This window comes from Streptococcus parasuis (genome assembly GCF_021654455.1).
Lineage (GTDB): Bacteria > Bacillota > Bacilli > Lactobacillales > Streptococcaceae > Streptococcus > Streptococcus parasuis.
Map to the genome: position 1 here is coordinate 1576635 of NZ_AP024276.1, position 23159 is coordinate 1599793.

The 23159-nt window shown below is 38.6% G+C and carries 19 protein-coding genes; 3 read left to right on the forward strand and 16 right to left on the reverse strand.

The features are described from left to right. From L6410_RS07920 to L6410_RS07945, 6 genes are all read right to left on the reverse strand, one after another. Nucleotides 1-714, reverse strand: a complete 714-nt coding sequence (locus tag L6410_RS07920; protein WP_024396863.1) for a GntR family transcriptional regulator — start codon at nucleotides 712-714, stop codon at nucleotides 1-3. A gap of 129 nt (nucleotides 715-843) precedes the next feature. Beyond that, the gene (locus L6410_RS07925; RefSeq protein ID WP_024396864.1) at nucleotides 844-3069 is read right to left on the reverse strand and encodes an alpha-galactosidase; all 2226 of its coding nucleotides are present in this window, start codon (nucleotides 3067-3069) and stop codon (nucleotides 844-846) included. After that, nucleotides 3053-3646 (reverse strand): hypothetical protein, encoded by a 594-nt coding sequence (locus tag L6410_RS07930; protein WP_024396865.1) that lies wholly within the window; start codon nucleotides 3644-3646, stop codon nucleotides 3053-3055. Before L6410_RS07930 ends, L6410_RS07925 begins: the two co-directional genes overlap by 17 nt. Nucleotides 3647-3673: 27 nt before the next feature. After that, nucleotides 3674-4501, reverse strand: a complete 828-nt coding sequence (locus tag L6410_RS07935; protein WP_024392515.1) for a carbohydrate ABC transporter permease — start codon at nucleotides 4499-4501, stop codon at nucleotides 3674-3676. Between the two features lie 3 nt (nucleotides 4502-4504). Continuing rightward, a complete protein-coding gene (locus L6410_RS07940; protein ID WP_024392514.1) occupies nucleotides 4505-5383 on the reverse strand; it encodes a carbohydrate ABC transporter permease in 879 nt (292 codons plus the stop codon). A gap of 222 nt (nucleotides 5384-5605) precedes the next feature. After that, nucleotides 5606-6913, reverse strand: coding sequence for an ABC transporter substrate-binding protein (locus L6410_RS07945; RefSeq protein ID WP_237395274.1), 1308 nt, complete (start codon nucleotides 6911-6913; stop codon nucleotides 5606-5608). 174 nt (nucleotides 6914-7087) lie between these two features. Between L6410_RS07945 and manA the strand changes: the two genes are divergently transcribed. Further along, a complete protein-coding gene (gene manA, locus L6410_RS07950) occupies nucleotides 7088-8032 on the forward strand; it encodes a mannose-6-phosphate isomerase, class I (protein ID WP_237396768.1) in 945 nt (314 codons plus the stop codon). Between the two features lie 47 nt (nucleotides 8033-8079). Here the strand turns inward: manA and L6410_RS07955 are convergent, their stop codons facing one another. The 8 genes from L6410_RS07955 to L6410_RS07990 all read right to left on the reverse strand — a co-directional run bounded on the left by L6410_RS07955 (nucleotide 8080) and on the right by L6410_RS07990 (nucleotide 16582). Beyond that, nucleotides 8080-9471 (reverse strand): glycoside hydrolase family 1 protein, encoded by a 1392-nt coding sequence (locus L6410_RS07955; protein ID WP_237395275.1) that lies wholly within the window; start codon nucleotides 9469-9471, stop codon nucleotides 8080-8082. Nucleotides 9472-9484: 13 nt separating this feature from the next. After that, on the reverse strand, nucleotides 9485-10357 hold the full coding sequence (locus tag L6410_RS07960; protein ID WP_024392510.1) for an ROK family protein: 873 nt from the start codon (nucleotides 10355-10357) through the stop codon (nucleotides 9485-9487). A gap of 104 nt (nucleotides 10358-10461) precedes the next feature. Next, complete coding sequence (locus L6410_RS07965; RefSeq protein ID WP_237395276.1) at nucleotides 10462-11208, reverse strand: helix-turn-helix domain-containing protein; 747 nt, start codon at nucleotides 11206-11208, stop codon at nucleotides 10462-10464. A gap of 96 nt (nucleotides 11209-11304) precedes the next feature. After that, complete coding sequence (gene bglS / locus L6410_RS07970; protein WP_237395277.1) at nucleotides 11305-11970, reverse strand: beta-glucanase; 666 nt, start codon at nucleotides 11968-11970, stop codon at nucleotides 11305-11307. 17 nt (nucleotides 11971-11987) lie between these two features. Then, nucleotides 11988-13337, reverse strand: coding sequence for a beta-glucanase (gene bglS, locus L6410_RS11025; protein ID WP_272877306.1), 1350 nt, complete (start codon nucleotides 13335-13337; stop codon nucleotides 11988-11990). A gap of 22 nt (nucleotides 13338-13359) precedes the next feature. Next, a complete protein-coding gene (locus L6410_RS07980; protein WP_044668013.1) occupies nucleotides 13360-14205 on the reverse strand; it encodes a carbohydrate ABC transporter permease in 846 nt (281 codons plus the stop codon). An 11-nt stretch (nucleotides 14206-14216) separates the two neighbouring features. Then, the gene (locus tag L6410_RS07985) at nucleotides 14217-15158 is read right to left on the reverse strand and encodes a carbohydrate ABC transporter permease (protein WP_044668011.1); all 942 of its coding nucleotides are present in this window, start codon (nucleotides 15156-15158) and stop codon (nucleotides 14217-14219) included. A gap of 50 nt (nucleotides 15159-15208) precedes the next feature. Beyond that, the gene (locus L6410_RS07990; protein WP_024392504.1) at nucleotides 15209-16582 is read right to left on the reverse strand and encodes an ABC transporter substrate-binding protein; all 1374 of its coding nucleotides are present in this window, start codon (nucleotides 16580-16582) and stop codon (nucleotides 15209-15211) included. Nucleotides 16583-16899: 317 nt separating this feature from the next. Here L6410_RS07990 and L6410_RS07995 point away from each other — a divergent pair, with 317 nt between their 5' ends. Both L6410_RS07995 and L6410_RS08000 read left to right on the forward strand, forming a co-directional pair. Next, nucleotides 16900-19593 carry a GH36-type glycosyl hydrolase domain-containing protein gene (locus tag L6410_RS07995; RefSeq protein WP_237395278.1) on the forward strand — a complete coding sequence of 898 codons (2694 nt, stop codon included), beginning with the start codon at nucleotides 16900-16902 and terminating at the stop codon, nucleotides 19591-19593. 19 nt (nucleotides 19594-19612) lie between these two features. Then, the gene (locus L6410_RS08000) at nucleotides 19613-22024 is read left to right on the forward strand and encodes a glycoside hydrolase family 94 protein (protein ID WP_237395279.1); all 2412 of its coding nucleotides are present in this window, start codon (nucleotides 19613-19615) and stop codon (nucleotides 22022-22024) included. 105 nt (nucleotides 22025-22129) lie between these two features. Here the strand turns inward: L6410_RS08000 and L6410_RS08005 are convergent, their stop codons facing one another. Both L6410_RS08005 and L6410_RS08010 read right to left on the reverse strand, forming a co-directional pair. Further along, on the reverse strand, nucleotides 22130-22390 hold the full coding sequence (locus L6410_RS08005) for a PspC domain-containing protein (protein ID WP_024392501.1): 261 nt from the start codon (nucleotides 22388-22390) through the stop codon (nucleotides 22130-22132). Next, nucleotides 22380-23141, reverse strand: coding sequence for a hypothetical protein (locus L6410_RS08010; RefSeq protein ID WP_024392500.1), 762 nt, complete (start codon nucleotides 23139-23141; stop codon nucleotides 22380-22382). Before L6410_RS08010 ends, L6410_RS08005 begins: the two co-directional genes overlap by 11 nt. Between the last annotated feature and the right edge of the window lie 18 nt (nucleotides 23142-23159).

Here is a 23159-nt window from a genome sequence, read left to right on the forward strand (position 1 = left end):
CTAATCTTGTCGAATCATCATTTCAATACTGAAGGTATCGTAACGATGGGTACTGATTGAATACTCAAAGGTTGTCCCGTTAGATAAAAATCCAATTTGTTCCACTATACCCACAGGATCTCCTTGCTCTAACTCCAAGTGTTGTACTTCTGCATCAGATGCCTTGCGAACCGTAATATTGCGGTGGGCGCTTTGGATTTTCATACCCAGACTATCCTGAATATACTCATAGATAGATTCTTCTACATTTTTCAACCTTAAATCAGGTATGACTGATACGGGCATAAAGGTATTTTCCATAACAAGTGGACTTCCATCTAATATCCGGACACGTTCAATGTCATAAACAAAACTACCAATTGGAATATTGAGCTTATTGGCTACTTTTTCTGATGCAGCAATTATTTCAAAATGCAAAACCTTACTGGTCACTGCACGAGTTGGATAATAGGCCGAAGTACCTAACATCTGGCTACCCACGATCATTTTTTCCATTTCTTCTACAGAAAGGTCTTTGACAAAGGTTCCAGCACCTCTCCGTTTGATAATCAACCCTTCAGATACCAGAATATCCAAGGCTTTTTTCACCGTCATCTTACTGACTTCATAGACCTCGCACAAATCCTTTTCAAAAGGGAGCTGGTCATTAGCCTTGTATTCTCCATTTAAAATCTTTTTTCTAACATCATTTGCAATCACATTGTATTTTTGCATGATTGCCTCCTTCTAATCATTATCAGTTTGACAAACCAAGACTGCAGTTCATGTACTGTATTGATTGTCAAATAGAAAACACGGAAACGCTTTACTCTATTATATACCGACTCGAGACCGAATGCTTGTCTAGACCATTTTTAAATAAAATAATTTAGTCGAAAAGTCACCAAGCATCTCTCTCGACCAGTACTCCGCTTCACGGCCTAAATAATTTTCGTTCAATAATAGGCCAACTGTTTCCAAATCTCTCCCAAAACGAAGTATCTCAGACTGTTTTTCGTGTACTTTATAAGAAACATCAGCTTTCAAACCTCTTAATTTCAAGCGTTGATAGGTCGGATTCGGCTGGGCTAAAAGTTGAAAATGCCCAACTAAAGCCTCAGATTGATCTTGGCTCACAACCATCCATGCGACGCGGTTACTATCATTTGTTTCCAAGCGATAAAAATTTCCCTGCATCATCAATCCTTGATAGGATTTATACTCTTTAATTTGCTGCTTGATTCCTTCTTTTTCCTCTTCGGTCAATGCCAGAGGGTTTAATTCATAACCAAACATTCCAAAGAAGGCTACATTCTTTCTCATATCGAGAGATGTGACACGAGAGACTTGATGGTTGGGAACTGCTGAAACATGACTGCCCATACTAGACAGTGGGTAAAGCATAGATGTTCCGCTCTGAATAGCCAATCGTTCTACTGCGTCTGTATCATCACTGGTCCAAATTTGCGGACTGTAATAGAGCATACCAGCATCAAATCGTGCTCCTCCACCCGCACAGGATTCAATCAAGATATGTGGATAATTCTTGCTTAGGCGATTATACAAATCATAGACACCCAAAATATAGCGATGAGCCAGCTCTCCCTGCTGGTCTGGCAAATAGTCAGAAGAATAGGCCTCTGATATATAGCGATTCATATCGATTTTCAGATAATCAACCCTAACTTCTTTCAAAATCGCATCCATCTGCCTATAAACCTCATCAACCACTTTGGGATTACCAAAATTGAGGACATATTGGTTTCTACCTTGTGAAATATTTTTCTGCGGATGACCAATGACCCAATCAGCATGCTCATGATATATAGGAGTATCTTCTGAAACCATCTCTGGCTCAAACCATAAACCAAATTGAAGTCCCATTGCATGAATCTTTTGACCAAGACTGGCTAAACCATTTGGTAATTTTTCACGGCTTTCAACCCAGTTCCCCAAGGAACCCTTATCACTATTTCGATTGCCAAACCACCCATCATCTAGGACAAATAAATCTACTCCTAGTTCCTTAGCTGCCTCTGCAATATCAAGAATCTTTTTCTCATCAAAATCAAAATAGGTTGCCTCCCAGCTATTTAAAAGAACTGGACGAGGTTTATTTTTCCAAGAACTCCGAATGAGATGCTCTCGAAAAAGATGATGAAAGGCCTGACTCATGCCTGTCAATCCATTTTCGCTATAAACCATGACGGCTTCTGGACTAACAAACATTTCATTTGGTTTCAATTGCCACTGAAACTGAAAAGGATTGATGCCTAATTGGACTCGTAGTCGGTCATAATTATCCAATTCTATTTGGGCACGAAAATTTCCACTATAGATCAAACCAAAGCCGTAGACCTGCCCCTGACTCTCTGTCGTTTGCGGTTGGCAAATAGCAAGGAAAGGATTGTGAACATGGCTACTAGCTCCACGCGTGGAGGAAACATGTTGCACTCCCCGATGAATTTTTTCACGCGATAGGTGATTTTCACGCGCCCAAGCTCCATCTAGGTGAAGCCACTCATACTGCTCATTGGGGATGTCTAAGTTCAGACTAGCCAGTTGTTTTACAGAATACTCCTGCTGACCACCATTTCGTAAAATAGCCTGCCGTGATATAACAGGAAAATCTCTGTAAATGGCATAGCGCAAGGTCAGATAAACATCCGAATAATCATCCTTCAGATAAACTTCCAAAACCTGAACCTGCTCTGCTTCCCCAAAAGTTCCTGGCAGGGGCTCAAGGGCTACCTTTCCATCAAAAATCTTAAATCCTTGATAACGAAAATGACTGATAGAGTCTCCGTCTGGATAGGTCATTTCAAGAGCTGGGTAACGAAAATCTGTCGTTCCAAAAACGGGCATCTCTTGCTTGATATGTTCTAGGGAAGTCAATAATTTCCCAGCCACCAGATTGTTTCCAGGCCGAATCTCCCGTTCTAAGAGCCAGTCGAACTGATCATAATCAGCAATCGAACCGCCATAGTATAAATGTTCCAATATTCCTGTATCTTCCATCACCCGAAAAACATAGGAAATGTGGTCATTTTTTAAATGAAAATATAAGTCTTGTTCATGAACCCGTATCATTCTTTTTTTCCTTTCTTAATTGACTGATTTTTGTAAGGACCAGACAATAAATACCCGGCATGAAAAACCAGACAAGGAGATGTTTTGTAAGGGCAAGATAGAATAAAAGAGCTAAAATGGTGCCTAGCACAGCCACATCATTGAGATTGCGAGAAATCAAGTGCAAACTCATTGCCAAACTCTTTTTAAAATGAGGGCCAGCTACTCTTTGATAATAGGGAAGCCAAACCATCAATACTAGCCAAAACATACTTCCCACAAGAAAGCCTAGCAAGAGCTGGTCTGAATAGTTTTGGAGCAAACCAAGCCAGCTGACCAGGGATAATAGAAAAGAGAAAGTCATGAAGGAAGAAATGAGCATCTCTGAAACTTTGGATTCTTTAGAAAGATAATCCACTTCTTCCAAACTCACATAATAGGGCTGTGAACTTTCGTATAGTGCCAAACAAGTTGCCAAGGCACCGTACCAACCGTAAACGAAACCTCTTCTCACCAAGCCCCACCAAAAATAGGTTGAGGCCTTAGCCAAGACATAGACGCCATTGATGGTTGCAATTAAACGAGATTGTTTCTCCATGAGTCCTCCTTTCTATCACATGATTGACTACTTAACAGAACCAGCCACCCCATTGTAAATGTATTTTTGGAGGGACAAGAATACAATTAAAATTGGCAAGATAACAATAATAACACCCGCTAGAATAACCGGCCAGTTAGTACCATATGGCCCTTTAAAGGCGAAGAGGGCTGTTGAAATCACCTTTAAATTCCGATCTGGCATATACAAGAATGGGCTATAGAAGTCATTATAGACACCTACACCACTGATAATCAACATGGTCACAATTGGAGCCTTTAAGTTTGGCAGAATAATTCTCCAGAAAATCCCAAAGTGATTTGCTCCATCAAGGTAGGCTGATTCATCCAATGAAATTGAAATTTCGTCTAAATACTGCATAAAGACATAAACTGAAATCACATCCGTTCCCAAATTCAACAAGATAACAGCCCAGATAGTGTTAAACAAGCCAAGGGAATTAATGATTTGGAAGGTTGCTACTTGACTGGTAATACCTGGAATCAGCATGGCAATCATGAAAAGACCGAGAATTACTTTCTTCAATTTAAAATCAAAGCGACTCATTGCATAGGCAAACATGGACGCCAAGGTCAACTTCCCAATCATACTAGCTACAAAAATGATCAGCGTATTTTTAAAACCTAGAAGCATCTGTCCATTGACAAAGGCTGTTTTATAGTTTGAAAAATCCCAGGTTTTTGGAAGAGCGAGGACATTGCTGCTCAGAAATTCATTGTTTGATTTAAAAGAACCAATAAACACAACCAAGATGGGCAACAGTGCAACGACTGCTCCTAGAATGAGGACAAGGTATTGGAAGACCTTGCCAATTGTCAATTTCTCTTTTCTCATCGTTTATTTCCTTTCCTGCGTAGCATAGCGTTGCACTAAGGTCACTACTACGACAATGACCAAAAGAATAATGGCCATAGCAGAAGCCAAACCAACCTTGTTATACTTAAAGGCTGTATCGATTGTTTGAATCACGAAGGTTGTAGTGCCGTTTGAACCACCAGTCATAATGTATGGAATGTCAAATACACTCAGTGAGCCACTAACGCCAAGAATAATATTCAAAAAGATGATATTTCGGATACTTGGAAAAATAATATAGATAAACTGGTCCCAACGATTGGCACCGTCAATTTCTGCCGCTTCATAAATCTCTGGATTGATGGATTGAATGGCACCAAGGAAGACAAGGAAATTAAAGCCTGTATAGCGCCAAACAGAGGTAAAGGCAAGAGAAATATTATTAATTTCTCGATTTCCCAACCAGAGTTGAATCTGATCCCCCAAGCCTAACATCTCAAGAACCGTATCTAAGGTTCCTCCGCCTTTGTAGAAATACAAGAAGATGAAACCAATCGCAACACCATTTAAAAGATAAGGGAAAAAGAGAATCCCCTTCCAAAAATTAGCGAATTTTACCTTGAAAGATAAGATTGTCGCAAACAAAAGTGCAATTCCCAACTGGAAGAAAGTTGCAATAAAGTAATACAAACTAGTCTTAAAAACCGTAAAATAAGTAGGTTTTGTTAAAATGGTCTTGTAATTGTCCAAACCGACAAAATCCGGATTGGGAGAGTACCCATTCCAATTGGTTAAACTATATTGAAACATTTTCACCAAGGGATAATAAGAAAATGTTAACAATAATAGCACAGGAATAATTGTAAACGTGAAAATCAATAAACGCTTTTCAGCCGCTTGACTCATTTTCATCTTAAGCATAAGATCCTCCTAAAATAAGAACTTGTATTCACAAGTAAAGTGCTTGTATATAAGAGACAGCTTTTCGCTAATCAAGGTAATTTTTTGAGGGAATACTGACTGTATTTTGAAAAAACGAATGATAAGCAGCTGAAAAACTAGACTAAGATGGAGCGCTGAACTGTGAATACAGGTTCTAAATAATGGGCCAGTTAGAGAATTCCAACCAGCCCACCACTATTCTTAGTTGCCAGCAACTGCTTTAATGGCATCTGCCCAACGAGTGTTGAAATCCTTCATAATATCTTGGTAAGTCTCAGAAGAGTTCCCTACTGCAGCATCAATGATGCGTTGTTTTTCAAGGTCAGTTGTACCAATACCCAATTCAGATTGGTTATTAATATCGCTGAAGAGTGATTCTTTTCCTTCTGGTGCTGGATTTTCTTCAAACAATTCTACTCCAGCTTCTTTACTTGCCTGCAATGCTTCTGGATAATCTGCACCTTTTACAGTTGGGAGGCCGCCATTATCTTTGGCATAATCAGATTCGTTGACCATCCAGTCTACGAATTTGCGAGCTGCTTCTTTGTGCTCTGAATGAACGCTAATACCATAGTTATAGTCTCCACCAACTGGCATATATTGTTTGCCATCAGATGCAGTCATTGGAAAGGCTTGGAAAGTAATGTTTGATGCATTATCTGGATTTGCTTCTTGAATTTGAGGAACTGCCCAGCTACCCAAGACCATGACTGCAATCTTACCATTTGCTAAATCAACTTTTGATTGCTCCCAGTCAGTTGTTGTTGGATCTGCTTCAATCAAACCTTCTTTGGCTACATCATACAAAAGCTTATAAATAGTTCCCATTGTATCTTCTTGGTCAAATGGCGAAGTATCAGACGTCATTTTGTTGGTAAAATCTACATCTCCTGTAGCTCCAGCACGAGTAAAGTCCCAGTTTGATAGCGTCCAACCAGCTGCGTAGTTGGTATAAAGAGGAACTACATCATTGTTCTTTTCCTTGATGGTTTTCAAAGCTGCTAGGAAGCTTTCCGGAGTTTTAGGAAATTCTTTGATTCCAGCATCTTCAAATACCTTCATATTCACCACCATACCCGTAGCATTCATCTGACTCGGAATACCGTATGAAACTCCTTCAAATGAACGATCGTTCAAGCCGAGATAGGTCTTTTCTAACTCCGCCTTGTCTCCCATCGGTTCAAAGAAGGTTGCGTAATCTTGCGGTTGAATATCACCTGGAATCATTAGAACATCGCCATACTCTTTGGAATTCATACGGGTCTTCATCTGACCAGCATAGTCCGTGATGGTTTGAACTTCTACAGTGATGTCAGGATATTTCTCATTGAACTTAGCAATGTATTCATCCCATTTACCATTTCCCTCCCAGTCTGTCTTGTGGTTAATAAAAGTGATGGTTTCTTTTCCATCCTCACTTTGGCTACCTCCGCCTCCACTAGCACATCCCGCTAAAACAAGTGCAGCTGCTACTGCGGTGATACCAAATTTAAACAATGCTTTTTTCATAGATTTCTCCTCCATTATTTTTTCTTTGCATTTGTTTACGCTTTCATTATAACACAAGATTTTTTAAAAGTATATACTTTTATTTAAAAATATATACTTTTGTTAAAATTTTTTAACTTTTTGTGAAAAATCTGTTATACTTTATATAGTAGAATTCTTATTATGAAGGAGAAAATCATGGAACCCTTGTTTCTCACACCTGTAATGCACGAAAAAATTTGGGGTGGTCAACGCCTGAAAACCAACTACCACTACGATATTCCTAGTGAAAAGACTGGTGAATGTTGGGCTATATCTGCCCACCCAAACGGCGTAACAGCTGTCTCAAATGGTCAATATAAAGGAAGAGGACTGGATGACCTCTATCAGAATGAAAAACATTTATTTGGCAATCCCACAGATAATGTCTTTCCATTATTAACCAAAATCCTTGATGCAGACGATTGGCTTAGCGTCCAAGTCCATCCCGATGATAGCTATGGCTTGGCTCACGAAGGTGAACTTGGCAAAACAGAATGTTGGTACATTTTAGAAGCCGAGGACGGGGCTGAAATCATTTATGGCCACAATGCCCAATCCAAAGAAGAACTCCGCCAGCAAATCGAAGCTGGAGATTGGGACAAGCTGTTGACCCATGTACCCGTCAAAAAGGGTGATTTCTTCTTTGTACCAAGCGGCACCATGCACGCCATCGGTAAAGGTATCATGATACTAGAAACCCAACAATCTAGCGATACAACCTACCGTGTCTATGACTTTGATCGCCGTGATGATACAGGAAATCTACGTGAACTACACATTGAAAAATCGATTGATGTGCTGACAATTGGTCCAGTTGCCAATTCAACACCTGCCAAGCTTAAAATCGATCATCTTGATTCGACCGTCTTAGTAGCAAATCCGTTTTTTACAGTCTATAAATGGGATATTCATCAAGAAATCAAAATGGAACAGACCGTTCCTTACCTGCTTGTCAGTGTCATCGATGGGGAAGGTGCCATCCAAGTCGGTGAAACCATCTACCCACTTCAAAAAGGAATCCACTTTATCTTACCAGCCAATGTGACAGACTGGACCTTTACAGGACAAATGGAATTAATCGCCAGTCACGCGAACTAAAAATAAATGAAAACCGTTAGTATACTGCCCTAACGGTTTTCATTTATTTATGATAATCCATTCTGGTTCGCAATCATTTTAAACCATTGTCCGGAATTTTTAATTGTTTTTACCTGAGTATGAATATCTGTTGCAATTAAACCATATCGATTTCGATATGCATTTGACCAGGACCAACAATCAATGGGCGTCCACATATGATAGCCAAAACAATTACTTCCTTCTTCAATACCACGGTGTAAGCATTCTAGATGATCTCGGATAAAGTCTATCCGATAGTCATCTTGTACTTGACCCTTCTCATCTAAAAAACGTTCTTCATGAGAAATACCCATACCATTCTCTGAGACAAACCATGGAATATTATTATAATGGTCACGAATAGTGATTGCAATATCATACAGTGCTTCTGGATAAATTTCCCAACCACGATCCAAATTCATTCTACGCCCAGGTAATGCATAACTATCAAAGTATCGTTCAGGTTTCCAGTCGCCTACTGAACTTGGAGAAATAGCTGGAGCTTGAACCCGATTTGGGTGATAGAAGTTTACCCCCAAAAAATCGATAGTATTGTCCATTAGTATTTGGTCATCACCTGGCTCCGTCTTCCAAATGACTTTATCTCTTGATAATATGTCAACTAATTCCTCTGGAAAATGCCCATGGATGGCAGGATCAAGGAATAATTTATTATTCCACAATTCAGCAATCCGTGCTGCTTCCAAATCTGCTGGTTCTTGTGAGGCTGGATAAGTCGGAGTCAAGTTTAGAACAATTCCAATACGACCTCCTTCTTCATCAAGACCTAATTCACGATATTTTGCGATTGCAAGAGCGGACGCGAGGTTCAAGTGATATGCAACCTGAACCGCTTTCCTACCATCCACCAGCTTTGGATAGTGAAATTGTTGTAAATACTGACCTAACACAACAACAATTGGCTCATTATGAGTTGTCCAATCCTTTACTCGATCACCATAGAGTTTGAATGCTTGTTCAGCAAAACCAACAAACAGGTCCACAACACGTCGAGATTCCCAACCTCCATATTTATGATACAACTCTGCTGGTAGATCAAAGTGATGCAATGTTACAATTGGTTTAATCCCATTTTCAATAAAACAGTCAAACACCTGATTATAAAACTCAACAGCATCCTGATTGACAGTATTGGTTTCCAAATCATCAATCAGACGAGTCCACTGAATAGACGTTCGAACACTATTAAGTCCAATTTCTCTCATCATTGCAATATCTTCACGGAAACTGTTGTAGAAATTTGAGGTTACATCTGGTCCAACACCTTCGTAAAAGGCTTCTGGCTCAATATCATACCAATAATCAAAAACATTCTTGTGTTTCTTATAAAAACGTCCCTCACTTTGCGGACCTGAAGTTGCAGCCCCCCACCAAAAATTAGTTGGAAATTTTTTCATTATTTACTCCTTTTTACATACCATATCTTTCAACAAAATGCGATGCTGCTCCAAGCAAATTGGCATCATTTCTAAATTCACAAGCCTCAATACGATAGGTTAAATCCTCCATCTTCGTTTTCACTAGTAAGGCATCCAATCGTTGCTGGATTTGTTCAATCAGGTCTGCTCTAGCTGAAATTCCACCTCCAATCACTACTAATTCTGGATTAGTAGCCACCAACACATTGTAGATGCCTATTGCCAGGTAATCATACATTTCTGTTATTACCTCTAGAGCCCTCTTGTCACCAAATTCAGCAAGAGTAAATAACTCTTTTCCTGAAAAGGAATCTGGGTAACCATACTGTTGAGCAAATAGTCTTGCTCGACGAACTGGACTCACTAACTTGCTCATACTTAACCCATCTTTTAAAATCATACAACCAAATTCTCCACCGAATTGGCCTTCTCCTCTTAGAAGCTGCCGTCCTTGTGCTATAGCACCTCCGACACCCGTACCGATGATAAAAAAGATAGATGAGGTTGCATTTTGTGCTACCCCCAGATTTAATTCAGCTAAGGCAGCACAGTTTGCATCATTTTCAATTGTCACAGGTAGTTCCAACAATGTACTCAACTCATCCTGAATCGAAAAACGATGAATATAGGGAATGGCACTTCTGCCGTAAATAATCCCCTTTTTAGTATCAACTGCTCCCGGACAAGATAATGCAACTCCTTTCAGATCTCTATAGGAAAAATGGTCCTTTAGATTTAGTATGGTTGACTTCATTTCTTCCCAAGTGGTTGGTGTCCGAAATGAAGATTTGTTAAAAAGTCTTCCTTTATCATAAAGACCAAATTTGACTGTTGTTCCTCCCAAATCACATACTAATATTGTCATATTCTTCTTCTTTCTATTTCTCATTGAAGAATATCCACAAAATCCATTCAATACATGATAGAAAAAAGCCTGAGATACTTTCAAGCTTTTATCCTATTGACAACCTATCTATCCCACTTCAACTTTGCATTTTCATCTCTATACTTCTTAGGTGTCACTCCAGTTACATCTCTAAATTGTTGGATGAAATGACTTTGTGATGAAAAAGAAAGGTGGTTTGCAATTTCAATCATGGACATTTCTCCATATTTCAGCAATTCCTTTGCAGATTCAATTTTTAAATCTCGAATATATGTACTAATTGAGACACCCACCTCTTTTTTAAAAAGTCGAGATAAATAACTCGATGATACTCCTAGTTCATCTGCAACGGCATCAACTGTAATCCGTTCTGTTAGATTTTTATAAATATGCTCCTTACATGCATTGACATGTTTTGAATTGGTATCATTTTGATGGTATCGTCGCATCTTTTCTGTATAGTGCAACACCATTTCATCATGCAAACTTTGCACTTCTTGTACGGTGTGAATTGTATCTAATTTCTGAATATAAAAGTCACTCATGCGATACGCTTGTTCTAACTCCAATCCATTTTGTCCGCAAAAACGGGTAATCATAGCTGTTGTAATCACAAAATGATACTTAATATTCGTAACAGGGTTCTTAGATAATACACCTACACCATCCGTCTCTAAAAAACGTTGTTGTTCACAATTCATTCGAACCGCATCAAGATCTCCTTTTGCAACTGCACGATAGAAATAGAATTCTTCCGTCGGCTCTCGGTGATTGATTTCATTCAAATCATCATCCATAGAAACCTGTAAAAATACCTTGTGTTTTTCCATTCTCGTTCTCCATCTGATTACCCATATGATTTTTCGTCACACTTCCATTATATCAAGTTTTCCCTTGGAGGAACAAGTTGAAATTTACATACATATTTACGGTAAATAGGAAATTTGCTGATATTCAGCTACAATAGGTATTGTTCCATCGTAAGGACCTAACCATTCATCTACACCCGTTCCTGGCCATACATTCATCATAATTTTGCTTGGTGTACTTGGAATATCTTCAGTTACTGTATGAACAGGCTCTCCATCTACAAACCAGGTGATAAAATCATTACGCCATTCAAATCCATAGGTGTGAAACGCCTCACTAGCATCAAAACCAAGATCATATAGATATTCATGATTTCCTACACCATTGATGAAGTAATTAAATTGAACCTTTGTTGTATCATACCCTAAAAATTCAATATCAATTTCATCCCATTGTGTTCCATCGCTTGGACCAGTGTAAGTAAAAAATGAAGAAACGACACCAGTATTTTTGATAGGCTTCATTGAAACTTCATATTTACCAAATCCGAAAGATTCACGAGTACGCCATTCTCCACCCGTAAACTCTCCTTTCTCGTCTTGAGCAATGGTGAGACGTAGACCTTCAAAACTAAATGAGACATTTTCGGGAGACCAACGACAGCCAAACATTTCACCATTTGCCCAATCTGCTAACTCCATCGTATCTGAATCATATTCTTGAAACGTCTCCATGTAAGACTCTTTATTATTTTCATGTGTGTTTTCTATCGAATGTGTCATCTTTCACCTTCTCTTTTCTATAAGCGTTTTCGACTAGTGAATGAGTATACTAACGTAGCTACAATAAATAATACACTCCCTACGAACATAGATAACTGTCCCGTTTGGCTTGAGGTATTTGGAAGTTTATGTTGGTTACTTAGATTAGTCTGATTGACATTGTTATTCGGTAATGGGAGAGGTTGAGTTTTTTTCACCTCCTGCTTGCCTTCCAACGTTTCATTGGATTGGTGCTGACCTGAAGGAACACTATTCTCATCTTGGTGGTTTGAATCATTATTTAAAGTTGATGAACTGTTTGAGTCGGATATTTTATCGGAAAGTGACGAACCTTCATTTGAATCTGACTTGTTTTCTGAAGTCTCTTCAGGTGTCGTATTTGTCATCTGTTCATCATTCTCTATTTTAGATTCCGGTAATTCAACTGTATTCGGTGTATACTTCATCCAATCATAAGAAGCAACCAAAGGCACGTTTCCATCAAATGGTTTTAGCCATTCATCCACACCAATACCAGGCCAGGCATTCATCATAATTTTTCCAGGTGTAGTTGGAATATCTGTGGTTGCTGTATGAACTGCCACACCATCTACAAACCATGTAATAGAATCCTTTTTCCATTCAAACGCATAGGTATGAAATTCTTCAGAGGCGTCAAATCCTAAATTGTAATAATGTTCATGACCACCTACACCATTGGTAAAGTAGTTGAACTGAACTTTTGTTGTATCATATCCAACAAACTCAATATCAATTTCATCCCATTGTGTGCCATCACTTGGACCTGTATAGGTAAAGAAGGAAGAAACTGTCCCGGGATTACTGATTGGTTTCATGCGTACTTCATATTTTCCATAATGGTAATATTGTTGGGTACGCCATTCACCACTATTGTAACCACCTTTTCCATCATTATCTATCGTAAGTGTCATAATACCATCTGAAAATGCCACATTTGAAGGTGTCCATCGTGCATTGAACATTGCACCATTAGACCAATCTGCCAACTGAGCCGTATTCTCATCGAAAGTATCAAAATCAGTCGAAAATGCTTCTTGCTTAGGAGTTTCAACTTCTGGTGATGGCTCCGCGGTCTCCTCTACTACTTCTGAAGCCATTTCATTCTCTTGGTTGGCTGTTGTAGCAGGTGATGTTTCATCTAATTGACTTGTTACAGCTACTTCAGTTTCGGCTACTTCAGTTTCCGTACTCAATGATGTAGTTTCAGAAGAATCCGATATAATTTGTTCTGAAGTTGGTAACCGTTGACTAGCCACATCTTCAGCTAAAATCTGTTTCCCATTAACTGCTAAGCTACAGATAGTTGATGCAACACACAACCAAGATAGAACTATTTTCTTTGACATAAACTGTCTCCTTAAAATTGTTTTATTCTTTGACACCGCCAAGAGTCACTCCAGCGATGATAAATTTAGAAAGGAAGAGATAAACCAGTACAATCGGTACGATAGCAACTAAAATCATAGTATAAATTTTTCCCATATCAAAATTCATATAGTCTGCACCACGAAGGGACGCAATTAATATCGGAACGGTCATTTTATCCTTAGATTGAAGCACAAGGGCTGGGATGAAGTAATTATTCCATGATCCTACAAATGTAAAGATTGCTTGAACTGCGATAGCTGGTTTCATCAGAGGTAGCACAATGGTGTTAAAAGTACGGAATTCCCCAGAGCCATCAATTCGCGCCGCATCCACCATGGAAAGTGGTAAAGAGGCCTGCATATAGCTATACATAAAGTAGAAGACCGCCGGCGAGGCAATAGCAGGAATAATTAATGGAAGAAAACTATCATACATACCCATTTGGGTAATCAATCTCAGGAAACCCATTGAAGTTACTTGAGTCGGCATAACTAGAATAGCCATGATAAAAGTAAAGGCTATTTTTTTAAATCTAAAGTCATACACATAAAGCCCATAGGCTGTTAAGGCTGAGAAATAAGTACAAACCGCTGCAGTAGTACCAGAAACAATCAAACTATTGATAATCCCTCTAAACATTGGGAAAGTCCCATCATTAGCAACTTTCATCAGATTATCCCAAAGATGTCCCCCAGGGAGGGCAGAAAATCCTCTTTGCAACTCTGAATGAGAATGTGTGGCACTAACAATCAGAATATAAAAGAAGAAAAGGCACATAAATGATAGGCTAATCAATACAAAATGTGCCACAATACGCCGCAAGTGATTCTGAGCATTTGTTGACATATTCTAACCTCCTATACTTTTTTTACTTTTTGTTTCATCTTTGTACGCCCAAGCTTTAATTCATTATTTGTCATCTTATAGACAAACCAACACAAGAACGCACTAACGACGAACAGATAAACAGATAGTGCACCAGCCATGCCATAGTTCTTACTCTTCAAGTGATTATTTAAGAACATAATGAGAGTTGTAGAAGTTCGGTCAGGAGCTCCTTGTCCATTAGTCAAAATTTGTGGAACATCAAACATTTGAAGACCACCAATAATGGATGTAATCAACGTATATGCTAGAATCGGACGAATCATTGGTAACGTAATGTAAAAGAAACGTTGTCGGCTATTACAACCATCAATCTCTGCTGCTTCAAAAATATCTGGATTAATCCCCATTATTGCTGCCATTAGCATGATTGTTGAATTACCGAACCACATCAGAAAATTCATCACCGCAACTAAAGTACGGGTGCCAAGAGAGGTACCCATAAAATCAACTGGTTCCTTAAATATACCTAATGAAGTCATTATCGAATTAATGGGACCGTTTGTTGAAAAGAGGGTAAAGAAAAGCATGGCAAATGCAGAGGCCATAATTAAATTTGGCAAGTATATAATTACCTTATAAATTCCTTGACCCCGTAATTTAAGTCTTGCATCAACAAACCAGTTTGCTAAAAGCAGAGCAATTCCAATCTGAGGAATAAAGCCCATAAGCCACATTAACATGGTATTACCAGCATATTTTAGAATATCGGACTGTAATAAACTAATATAATTATCAACACCAATAAAGGTCGGCCCAATTTCTCTAATTCCTGATCGATAGTATTCATAAAAACTATATCGCACAGTTTCAACTAATGGAATGAAGGAAAAAATAAAGAAGGTGACAAAAAACGGTAAGATAAACAGATAACCCCATTTCCCGTAATTTATACGTTTACGTTTTTGTTTCATTCTGTTACTCCTTTTAGAGTAAGGCGGTGCAACATGCACCGCTACTCTCTTTAATCAGGCCATTTAATCTCTGTGATTTCTGGATAACGTTCCTTAATGGCAATTTCAAAGTTTTCTTTTGCTTTTTCAAAGCTAACCTTATCTTGTAGATAATCATTAAAGTTATTTTGAATCAATTCTACGCTACCTTGGTCGTAGGCAGATAACGGAGCAATCTTAATATTTTCAGCAACTGGAGCAAAATATTCAAAGGCATTTTGTCCACCAAGGAAGTCAGATTTGAAATTATCATCTTTCGCTGCTTCTTGCATACCAGATTGAGTATTTGTAAAGTCAAGATAATCTTTTGAAATTTTCAAGAGATTTTCTTTATTTCCTGTCAAAGCTAAAATAATATCTTTTACATGTTTAGGATTGTCTGTACCAACTGCTCCATGGATATAAGAACCACCCCAGTTGTATTCTTGTGGTGGTGTCGTCACTGCCCAAGAACCTTCAGCACCATCCCAGTTCGGTTTCAAGACAAAATCAATACCCCATGCTGGGAATAGGAACGCAAAGTTCTTTGCTTGGGAGCTCATTTCCTTGTTCCATTCATCGGTCCACTGACCTTTAACTGTCTTGGTAAAGTAGCCGGCATCTAACCATTCTTTAGAGTCTTTAACCCATTGCATAACCTCTGGTGCAACATTAATAGTGGTTTCTCCAGCTTTTACCCAAGGTTCTTTGATACTATTTCCATATAGACGGAAAGTATCGGCTGGAGAAGCAAATATTGTATAGCCTTTATCTTTCAATATTTTTGCTGTCTCTTTAGCAGTTGCCCAATCCCCTACCTTCTTACCAATTTCAGAAGGATCATCTGTACCAAAAACAGCTTTTGCTATATCACGGCGGTACACGATTACCCCTGGTGTAGTTTGCCATGTCGAACCACGTTGAACCCCGTCTTCATCAGAGGCTGTTACTTTAGTAAAACTATATTGGTCAGATAAGTCTTTTTCTGGATCAATTCCAAGTTCCTTCAAAGGAAGAGCTGCATCAGCCTCTTTTGATGAGTATTTGTTAACATAGTCAGTCTCAGAGAGAAAAATATCAACTTTTTCATCTGCAGCAGCTGATTCTTGATTTAGTAATGCTTCATCCAATTTTTGTTGATAAACACCATCTTGGTTCGGATTGACAATCCAATGAATCTCTGTCCCATCCTTTAAGGTTGTAATGGTTCCATCTGCAGATGTTTCCTTCACTTCAGGATATACTGCCTCTACACGTTGACGAAATTCGTCATTCCAAGAATAGATATTGATTACTTTACCTTCTTCTGCTTGGCTTGTACCAGCTGATTCGGACTTGGATCCACAGGCAACAAGTGCAGTTGATGCGAACGCAGTCAATAATAAAGCGCTTACTTTTTTGTTCATGTTTCTTCTCCTTTTAGAAGTTTTCTTTGTTTTTATGAATTCATTATAGCTAGAAAGAGTGGGGTATTATATTAAATATTTTTACAAAATATCAGATTTTTGAACTAAGTTCATATTCTTTTTTTTCATTGTGTACTTCATTTTGACTTATTTAATGTAGAAAAAAAGTTGATGGAAAACATTTTTTTTAAAGAATCATTAAACTTTTTCACTTCATGTCATCATTCTGATATTTTCTTCCTAATTCTTATTTTTTCTAGTTACTGTTTACCTTACAATTAAACTATCTTAACAACCTATATTCAGAAAGGATTCTTATGAATAAAGTAGAATTTATTGATCAAAATGGTAGCTTTACATTGAAACAGGCTCAAAAAAATCACACACTCTATTTTCCTCTTGCATCCGAAAAAGGATTAAAAAGTTCCATCACACCATTATTGGGTGGAGATTCAAAAATTAGCCAAAATAGCTTTATTTTAGAACCGGTTAGTATTGAAAATCTCCATAATAATCGCTCCACCCGTAATGTATGGACCTGCATTGATGGAAAAGAAACGATTTCCTTAACTGGACAATCTTCTGATTACGATAGAGACATTGCTAAAGAAAAGCAACACGACCAAGTGACGGCTGGATTTATGTGGCATCAATTAGAACGTACGGATGAGATTGCTAATATATCAACTAGTATTACAAATTTCATACCAGTTTCAGCCAATATTGAAGTCATGCATATTCGATTGAAAAATCTTTCCAATCATCCGAGACGATTCTCTACTTATGTGGCAGTTCCTATTTTTGGAAGGAGTGCTGACAATCTTCGTGATCACCGCCATGTAACTTCATTATTGCATCGTATTCACACAACAAAAAATGGGGTTGTTGTCAATCCGACCATGACCTTTGACGAACGGGGACATCACCCTAATCATTTGCTCTATTATGTAGCTGGTTATACAGGTGAAGGGCACACCCCAGTAGCATTTTACCCAACTGTAGAGGAATTTATTGGAGAAAGTGGTAACTTTACCCATCCCGAAGCTGTTTTTCAACACTATCCCGGATATTCTGATTATAAAATAGATGGAAGAGAAGCAATGGGAGCCTTTCGCTTTGAAGAGGTTACTCTCCAATCTGGGCAAGAAACTTCCTATATTGTTTTGTTAGGAATTACAGAGGAAGATACAAATATTGAAGAGGCTTTAGCTGATTACTCTACTGATACACAAATTCAACAACATTTAGAACAAACTAAGCAGTATTGGAACAACAAAGTCAATGTGCGATTTGAAACAGGCCAAGCAGATTTTGATCAATGGATGAAATGGATTTGTTTCCAACCATACTTGAGAAAAATTTTTGGATGTTCATTCCTCCCTCACCATGACTATGGAAGAGGAGGTCGAGGTTGGAGAGACCTCTGGCAAGATTGTCTCTCACTGTTACTATTAGAACCTACGCAAGTTCGACGTATGATTGTCAATAACTTCAAAGGTGTTCGGATAGATGGAACAAATGCGACGATAATAGGCTCGGGAGAAGGAGAATTTATTGCGGACCGAAATGGTATTACCCGTGTTTGGATGGATCATGCTTTTTGGCCACTGCTTACTACAAAACTCTATATTGATCAAACAGGAGATACATCTATTCTGACTGAAAAAGTTTCCTATTTCAAAGACAGACAAGTAAAACGTGGCACAGCCATTGACAAAGAATGGAAGGAAGAAAATGGTTCACAGTTGCTTACTCTAGGTGGAAATATTTACTTAGGGAGCATTCTGGAACATTTACTGATTGAACAATTGGCTGCGTTTTATGATGTTGGTGAACACAATTTTTATCGATTACGTGATGCAGATTGGAATGATGCTTTGGATATGGCTAGCGAAAGAGGGGAAAGTGTGGCATTTACCTGTGCCTACGTTGGTAGTATGATGGATTTAGCTCATCTTATTCGAATTTATGCAAGTCAGCTGGATGATCAAACAATACAATTACCAGAAGAGTTTGAAACACTGCTTTCTCATGACCTGGAAGTTTACGATAATTATTCAAAAAAACAAGCTGTACTACAAGAATTCTCTGAAGCCTGCAAACACAAATTAAGCGGGAAAACCATCCGTGTTACATTTGCCGAACTCGCAGTTAATCTGATTGAAAAAGCAAATTGGTTGCGAGAACAAATTCAAAAAACCGAATGGTTAAGTGAAGATGAGAATGGATGGTTTAACAGTTATTATGATAATAATGGCCATCAAGTAGAGACTTGCCACACCAATCATCCAAAAATGATGTTGACTGGACAGGTTTTCTCTATCATGAGCTACGTAGCAAATGACCAACAGATTCAGTCTATCATCCGTAGCGCAGATCGCCACTTGTATGCTCCTGAATGCGGTGGTTACAGACTGAACACAAACTTTAATGAAATAAAAATGGATATGGGCCGGATGTTCGGTTTTGCATATGGAGAAAAGGAAAACGGAGCTGTTTTTTCTCACATGACGACTATGTATGCAAATGCCTTATACCGTCGTGGCTATGCAAAAGCTGGCTGGAAAGCATTAAAATCCTTAGCAAATACAGCCTTAGACTACGATATCAGTCGAATCTATCCGGGAATACCTGAATATTTCCGTTCAGATGGTAGAGGTCTATACCACTATCTAACAGGTGCAGCAAGCTGGTATATGTACACTATGTTGACAGAAGTATTCGGTTTTCAAGGAAATCTAGGAAATCTCATCCTGTATCCAAAACTGGTTGTTGAACAATTTGATCAACAAAATCAAGCAAAATTGACAACAACTTTTGCCGGAAAAACCTTTACCTTGACCTATCATAATCTCTCAAGAAAAGAATTCGGCGACTACGTTATCAGTCAAGCACGTTTCAATGGACGAGATCTCCCAATAACTGATGATGCATATGCTACATTATCAAAAACAGAAATAGATCAGTTAGATCCAAATGAGAATCACCATATCTCTATTACACTCTCTTAGACACTTGAAAGGAAAAATTATGCAATACGGGTATTTTGACGATAAGAAAAAAGAATATATAATTACTAACCCTGCCACTCCAACTCCTTGGGTGAATTATCTAGGCTCACCTGAATACGGTGCAATTATTTCAAACAATGCAGGTGGATACAGTTTTGCTACTTCAGGAGCAAATGGAAGAATTCTCCGTTATATCTTCAACCATTTGGACCAGCCAGGACGTTATATTTACATTAGAGACAATGATAATCTGGATTATTGGTCTGCTTCTTGGCAACCTGTCGGAAAAGATTTACAAGATTACTCTATTGATTGCCACCATGGTTTAGGATACACGACGATGAACACTTCCTATAGTAATATAGCATCGAGTACTACCTACTATGTCCCTAAGCAACAAACCTATGAAGTATGGGCAATAACACTTACCAATCATTCTGAACAAACAAGAAATCTCACAGTTAGTGGGTATGCCGAATTCACCAATCATGGGAATTACGAACAGGACCAAGTAAACTTACAATACTCACTTTTTATTAGTCGAACAAAATTTGCTACAAATAAAATAATCCAACAACTTCATGGAAATCTTGATACTTTGGAAGCTGATGATCAAGTTGACGAAAAAAATGTTACCGAACGATTCTTTGGTTTAGCTGGAGCTCAAGTTTCTTCCTACTGTGGTGACAAACAAGAGTTCTTAGGCCTGTATAATGGCTATCATAATCCCAAAGGAATTGTATCAGGACATTTAGGTAACGTACTAAATAATAGCGAAAATGCTTGTGGAGCTTTATCAACTCAGATCCGTTTGGAGCCAGGACAATCCAAAACATTGACATATATACTTGGAGAAAAAAAGCAGGCAGATGCGGATAAGATTCTCCATCAATATGCCAATCCTGATGAGAAAATAAAAAAAGATCTCCATGCATTGGAAGAACTTTGGGATAGCAGATTGGAAAAATTACATGTTCAAACACCCAGCTCAGAATTCAACTCAATGCTTAACATTTGGAATGCCTATAACTGTTACATGACCTTTATCTGGTCACGCGCAGCTTCCTATATCTACTGTGGATTGCGTAATGGCTACGGCTATCGAGATACTGTTCAAGATATACAAGGTATAATCCACCTACACCCTGAAATGGCCGTTGATAAAATAAGGTTTATGCTATCCGCCCAAGTAAACAATGGAGCCGGCCTTCCACTTGTAAAATTTACCCATAATGCTGGACACGAAGATACTCCAGATGACCCTTCATATGTTCAAGAAACGGGACACCCTGCATACCGAGCTGATGATGCTCTTTGGCTCTTCCCGACCATTTATAAATACATAACTGAGACAGGGAATATTGACTTTCTGGATGAAGTTATCCCATACGCAAATCATGGAAAAGCTACAGTATACCAACATCTTCAAACAGCTATTGATTTTTCAATAAATCATTTGGGTCCACATGGATTACCAGCTGGACTTCACGCTGACTGGAACGATTGTTTACGTCTAGGGGCAAACGGGGAATCTTCATTTGTTGCCCTTCAATTCTACTACGCCCTCTCTATCATGAGAGAATTTGCAGTGAAAAAAAATGATACCACATACATAGAACAAATTGAACACCTCCAAGTAGAGTATCATCAGAAAATTCAAGATCTTTGCTGGGATCAAGATCGATTTATACGTGGTTTTACAGAGAACGGTGAAAAAATTGGAACTCCTGCTGCAAAGGAAGCTAATCTTTGGTTAAATCCCCAAAGTTGGGCAGTAATTAGTGGATTAGCTAAACCAGATCAAGCACAGCAAGCTATGAATCAGGTCCTAAATCGCCTCAACACTCCATTTGGTGCCGTTTTGATGGACCCTCCCTATCATAAGGAAGCATTTGATGGTGCACTAGCAGTCATTTACAATCAGGGGACAAAAGAAAATGCTGGCATCTTTTCTCAATCACAAGGTTGGCTCATCCTAGCGGAAGCCTTATTGGGAAACGGCAATCGTGCATTTAACTATTATTTAGAAAACTCTCCAGCGGCCCAGAATACTAAAGCAAACATACGGAAATTAGAGCCTTATTGTTTTGGACAGTTTACAGAAGGAAAAGATAGCCCTCACTTTGGTAGATCACACGTTCACTGGCTAACAGGTACTGCTTCAACCATGATGGTTGCAAGTGTAGAGGGAATTCTAGGAATTCGACCAACACTTGACGGTATACGCTTATCACCTGCCATACCAAAAGAATGGCCTGAAGTACAAATTACTAAACAGTTTCGAGGAAAAACTTTGTACATCACCATCTCTAATCCAAATCATAAAGAAACTGGATGTAGCTCTCTAATCTTAAATGGAGTAGAAATTGATGGAAACTACATTGACCAATCACTACTGAAACAGGAAAATTCAATTTTGTTAACCCTCTAATTCAAACTTCCTCCCTCCCCACTCTTTAAGAGAATGGGGAGTTTTATTATCCAGATTGCAAAAAAGAAAAAGACCATCAAACGATAATCTTTCACAAATGCAATGTTACTTATGTATTTTCTCTGCATCTTTTATCTTACGCGGGCCAGTTCCATATTTCTCGGCATCCTTATCTTCCTTATATGGTAAGAAGTAAACTGCGGCTGCGTAAAGGGCGATTAACAAGATAAAAGATTTTCCAAATAGAAGACCTGCTATAAAGAGGGCTCGCACAAGCCACGCCTCCCATCCTAATTTATGAGCTATGCCAGCAAGAACGCCAGACACAACTTTTCCCTTTCTTACTCTATACAAATCAATTGACATCTTTTATTCCTTTCACATAAAAAGCACCTTGACCAGTCTGTGCTTTTATAAAGAGTAAATCATTTCCTGATTTTTCAAATTGATAAGGACTATTTTTCTTTTTCCGATTGACTAAAACCTGACCTGATTGAGACTCAATCTGTCCTTGAATTCCCTGCCCCTTCCCTGTTTGTAAGGTGAAGGGCGCGTGTGCCAATTGCACATACAAATGCTGTGGGTAGCCACCGCAGGTTGTCAAGCGAATATCCTGTTGTTTTTTATCTCTTGAACTGCGGATAGAAATATCTTCAAACGGCAAGTAGTCTAACCGGGCATCTGCTTGACCAAGTTCTACATCTAGTACTGACATCCATTCCTGGGGCAAGCTAATGGTCAAGCGACAGGCCAAACTACTGTTGAAATATAGTCCTTTCTTTTCAACATAAAGACGAGGGAGCTTGTCTTCTGGCGCATCTTGATTATAAACAATTTCTACGGTGATCTGTTCATTCTTAGACTTGGTCAGAGTCAGCCGCCCCTCGGATAATTTTAGAAAGAGTGATTCAATTCCATCAAATGAATAAGCCTGTTTCAGCTTTGAGGAAGCAAAGACCTTAAAACTTGGTAAGGTAAAATTCAATTTTGCTTTTTCTTCCACAAAAAGAAAGTCTGGTTCTTGATTCATTTCCTTAAAACAGGCGCGAGCCTCTTCCTTGGTCAAGACACCTTTTTCATATAACTCAATTAAGCGTTCTTCTCTCTTTTGCGTCATAGACTCACCTCAATTCCA

Excerpts from the sequence above, each read along its gene's own strand:
- L6410_RS07960 (WP_024392510.1), bottom strand. The coding sequence starts at position 10,357 with ATGACAATATTAGTATGTGATTTGGGAGGAACAACAGTCAAATTTGGT.
- L6410_RS08000 (WP_237395279.1), top strand. The coding sequence starts at position 19,613 with ATGCAATACGGGTATTTTGACGATAAGAAAAAAGAATATATAATTACT.
- L6410_RS07930 (WP_024396865.1), bottom strand. The coding sequence starts at position 3,646 with ATGGAGAAACAATCTCGTTTAATTGCAACCATCAATGGCGTCTATGTC.
- L6410_RS07990 (WP_024392504.1), bottom strand. The coding sequence starts at position 16,582 with ATGAACAAAAAAGTAAGCGCTTTATTATTGACTGCGTTCGCATCAACT.
- L6410_RS07955 (WP_237395275.1), bottom strand. The coding sequence starts at position 9,471 with ATGAAAAAATTTCCAACTAATTTTTGGTGGGGGGCTGCAACTTCAGGT.
- L6410_RS07985 (WP_044668011.1), bottom strand. The coding sequence starts at position 15,158 with ATGAAACAAAAACGTAAACGTATAAATTACGGGAAATGGGGTTATCTG.
- L6410_RS08005 (WP_024392501.1), bottom strand. The coding sequence starts at position 22,390 with ATGTCAATTGATTTGTATAGAGTAAGAAAGGGAAAAGTTGTGTCTGGC.
- bglS (WP_272877306.1), bottom strand. The coding sequence starts at position 13,337 with ATGTCAAAGAAAATAGTTCTATCTTGGTTGTGTGTTGCATCAACTATC.
- L6410_RS07935 (WP_024392515.1), bottom strand. The coding sequence starts at position 4,501 with ATGAGAAAAGAGAAATTGACAATTGGCAAGGTCTTCCAATACCTTGTC.
- L6410_RS07995 (WP_237395278.1), top strand. The coding sequence starts at position 16,900 with ATGAATAAAGTAGAATTTATTGATCAAAATGGTAGCTTTACATTGAAA.
- L6410_RS07965 (WP_237395276.1), bottom strand. The coding sequence starts at position 11,208 with ATGGAAAAACACAAGGTATTTTTACAGGTTTCTATGGATGATGATTTG.
- L6410_RS07980 (WP_044668013.1), bottom strand. The coding sequence starts at position 14,205 with ATGTCAACAAATGCTCAGAATCACTTGCGGCGTATTGTGGCACATTTT.
- bglS (WP_237395277.1), bottom strand. The coding sequence starts at position 11,970 with ATGACACATTCGATAGAAAACACACATGAAAATAATAAAGAGTCTTAC.
- L6410_RS07945 (WP_237395274.1), bottom strand. The coding sequence starts at position 6,913 with ATGAAAAAAGCATTGTTTAAATTTGGTATCACCGCAGTAGCAGCTGCA.
- L6410_RS08010 (WP_024392500.1), bottom strand. The coding sequence starts at position 23,141 with ATGACGCAAAAGAGAGAAGAACGCTTAATTGAGTTATATGAAAAAGGT.
- L6410_RS07925 (WP_024396864.1), bottom strand. The coding sequence starts at position 3,069 with ATGATACGGGTTCATGAACAAGACTTATATTTTCATTTAAAAAATGAC.
- L6410_RS07940 (WP_024392514.1), bottom strand. The coding sequence starts at position 5,383 with ATGCTTAAGATGAAAATGAGTCAAGCGGCTGAAAAGCGTTTATTGATT.
- L6410_RS07920 (WP_024396863.1), bottom strand. The coding sequence starts at position 714 with ATGCAAAAATACAATGTGATTGCAAATGATGTTAGAAAAAAGATTTTA.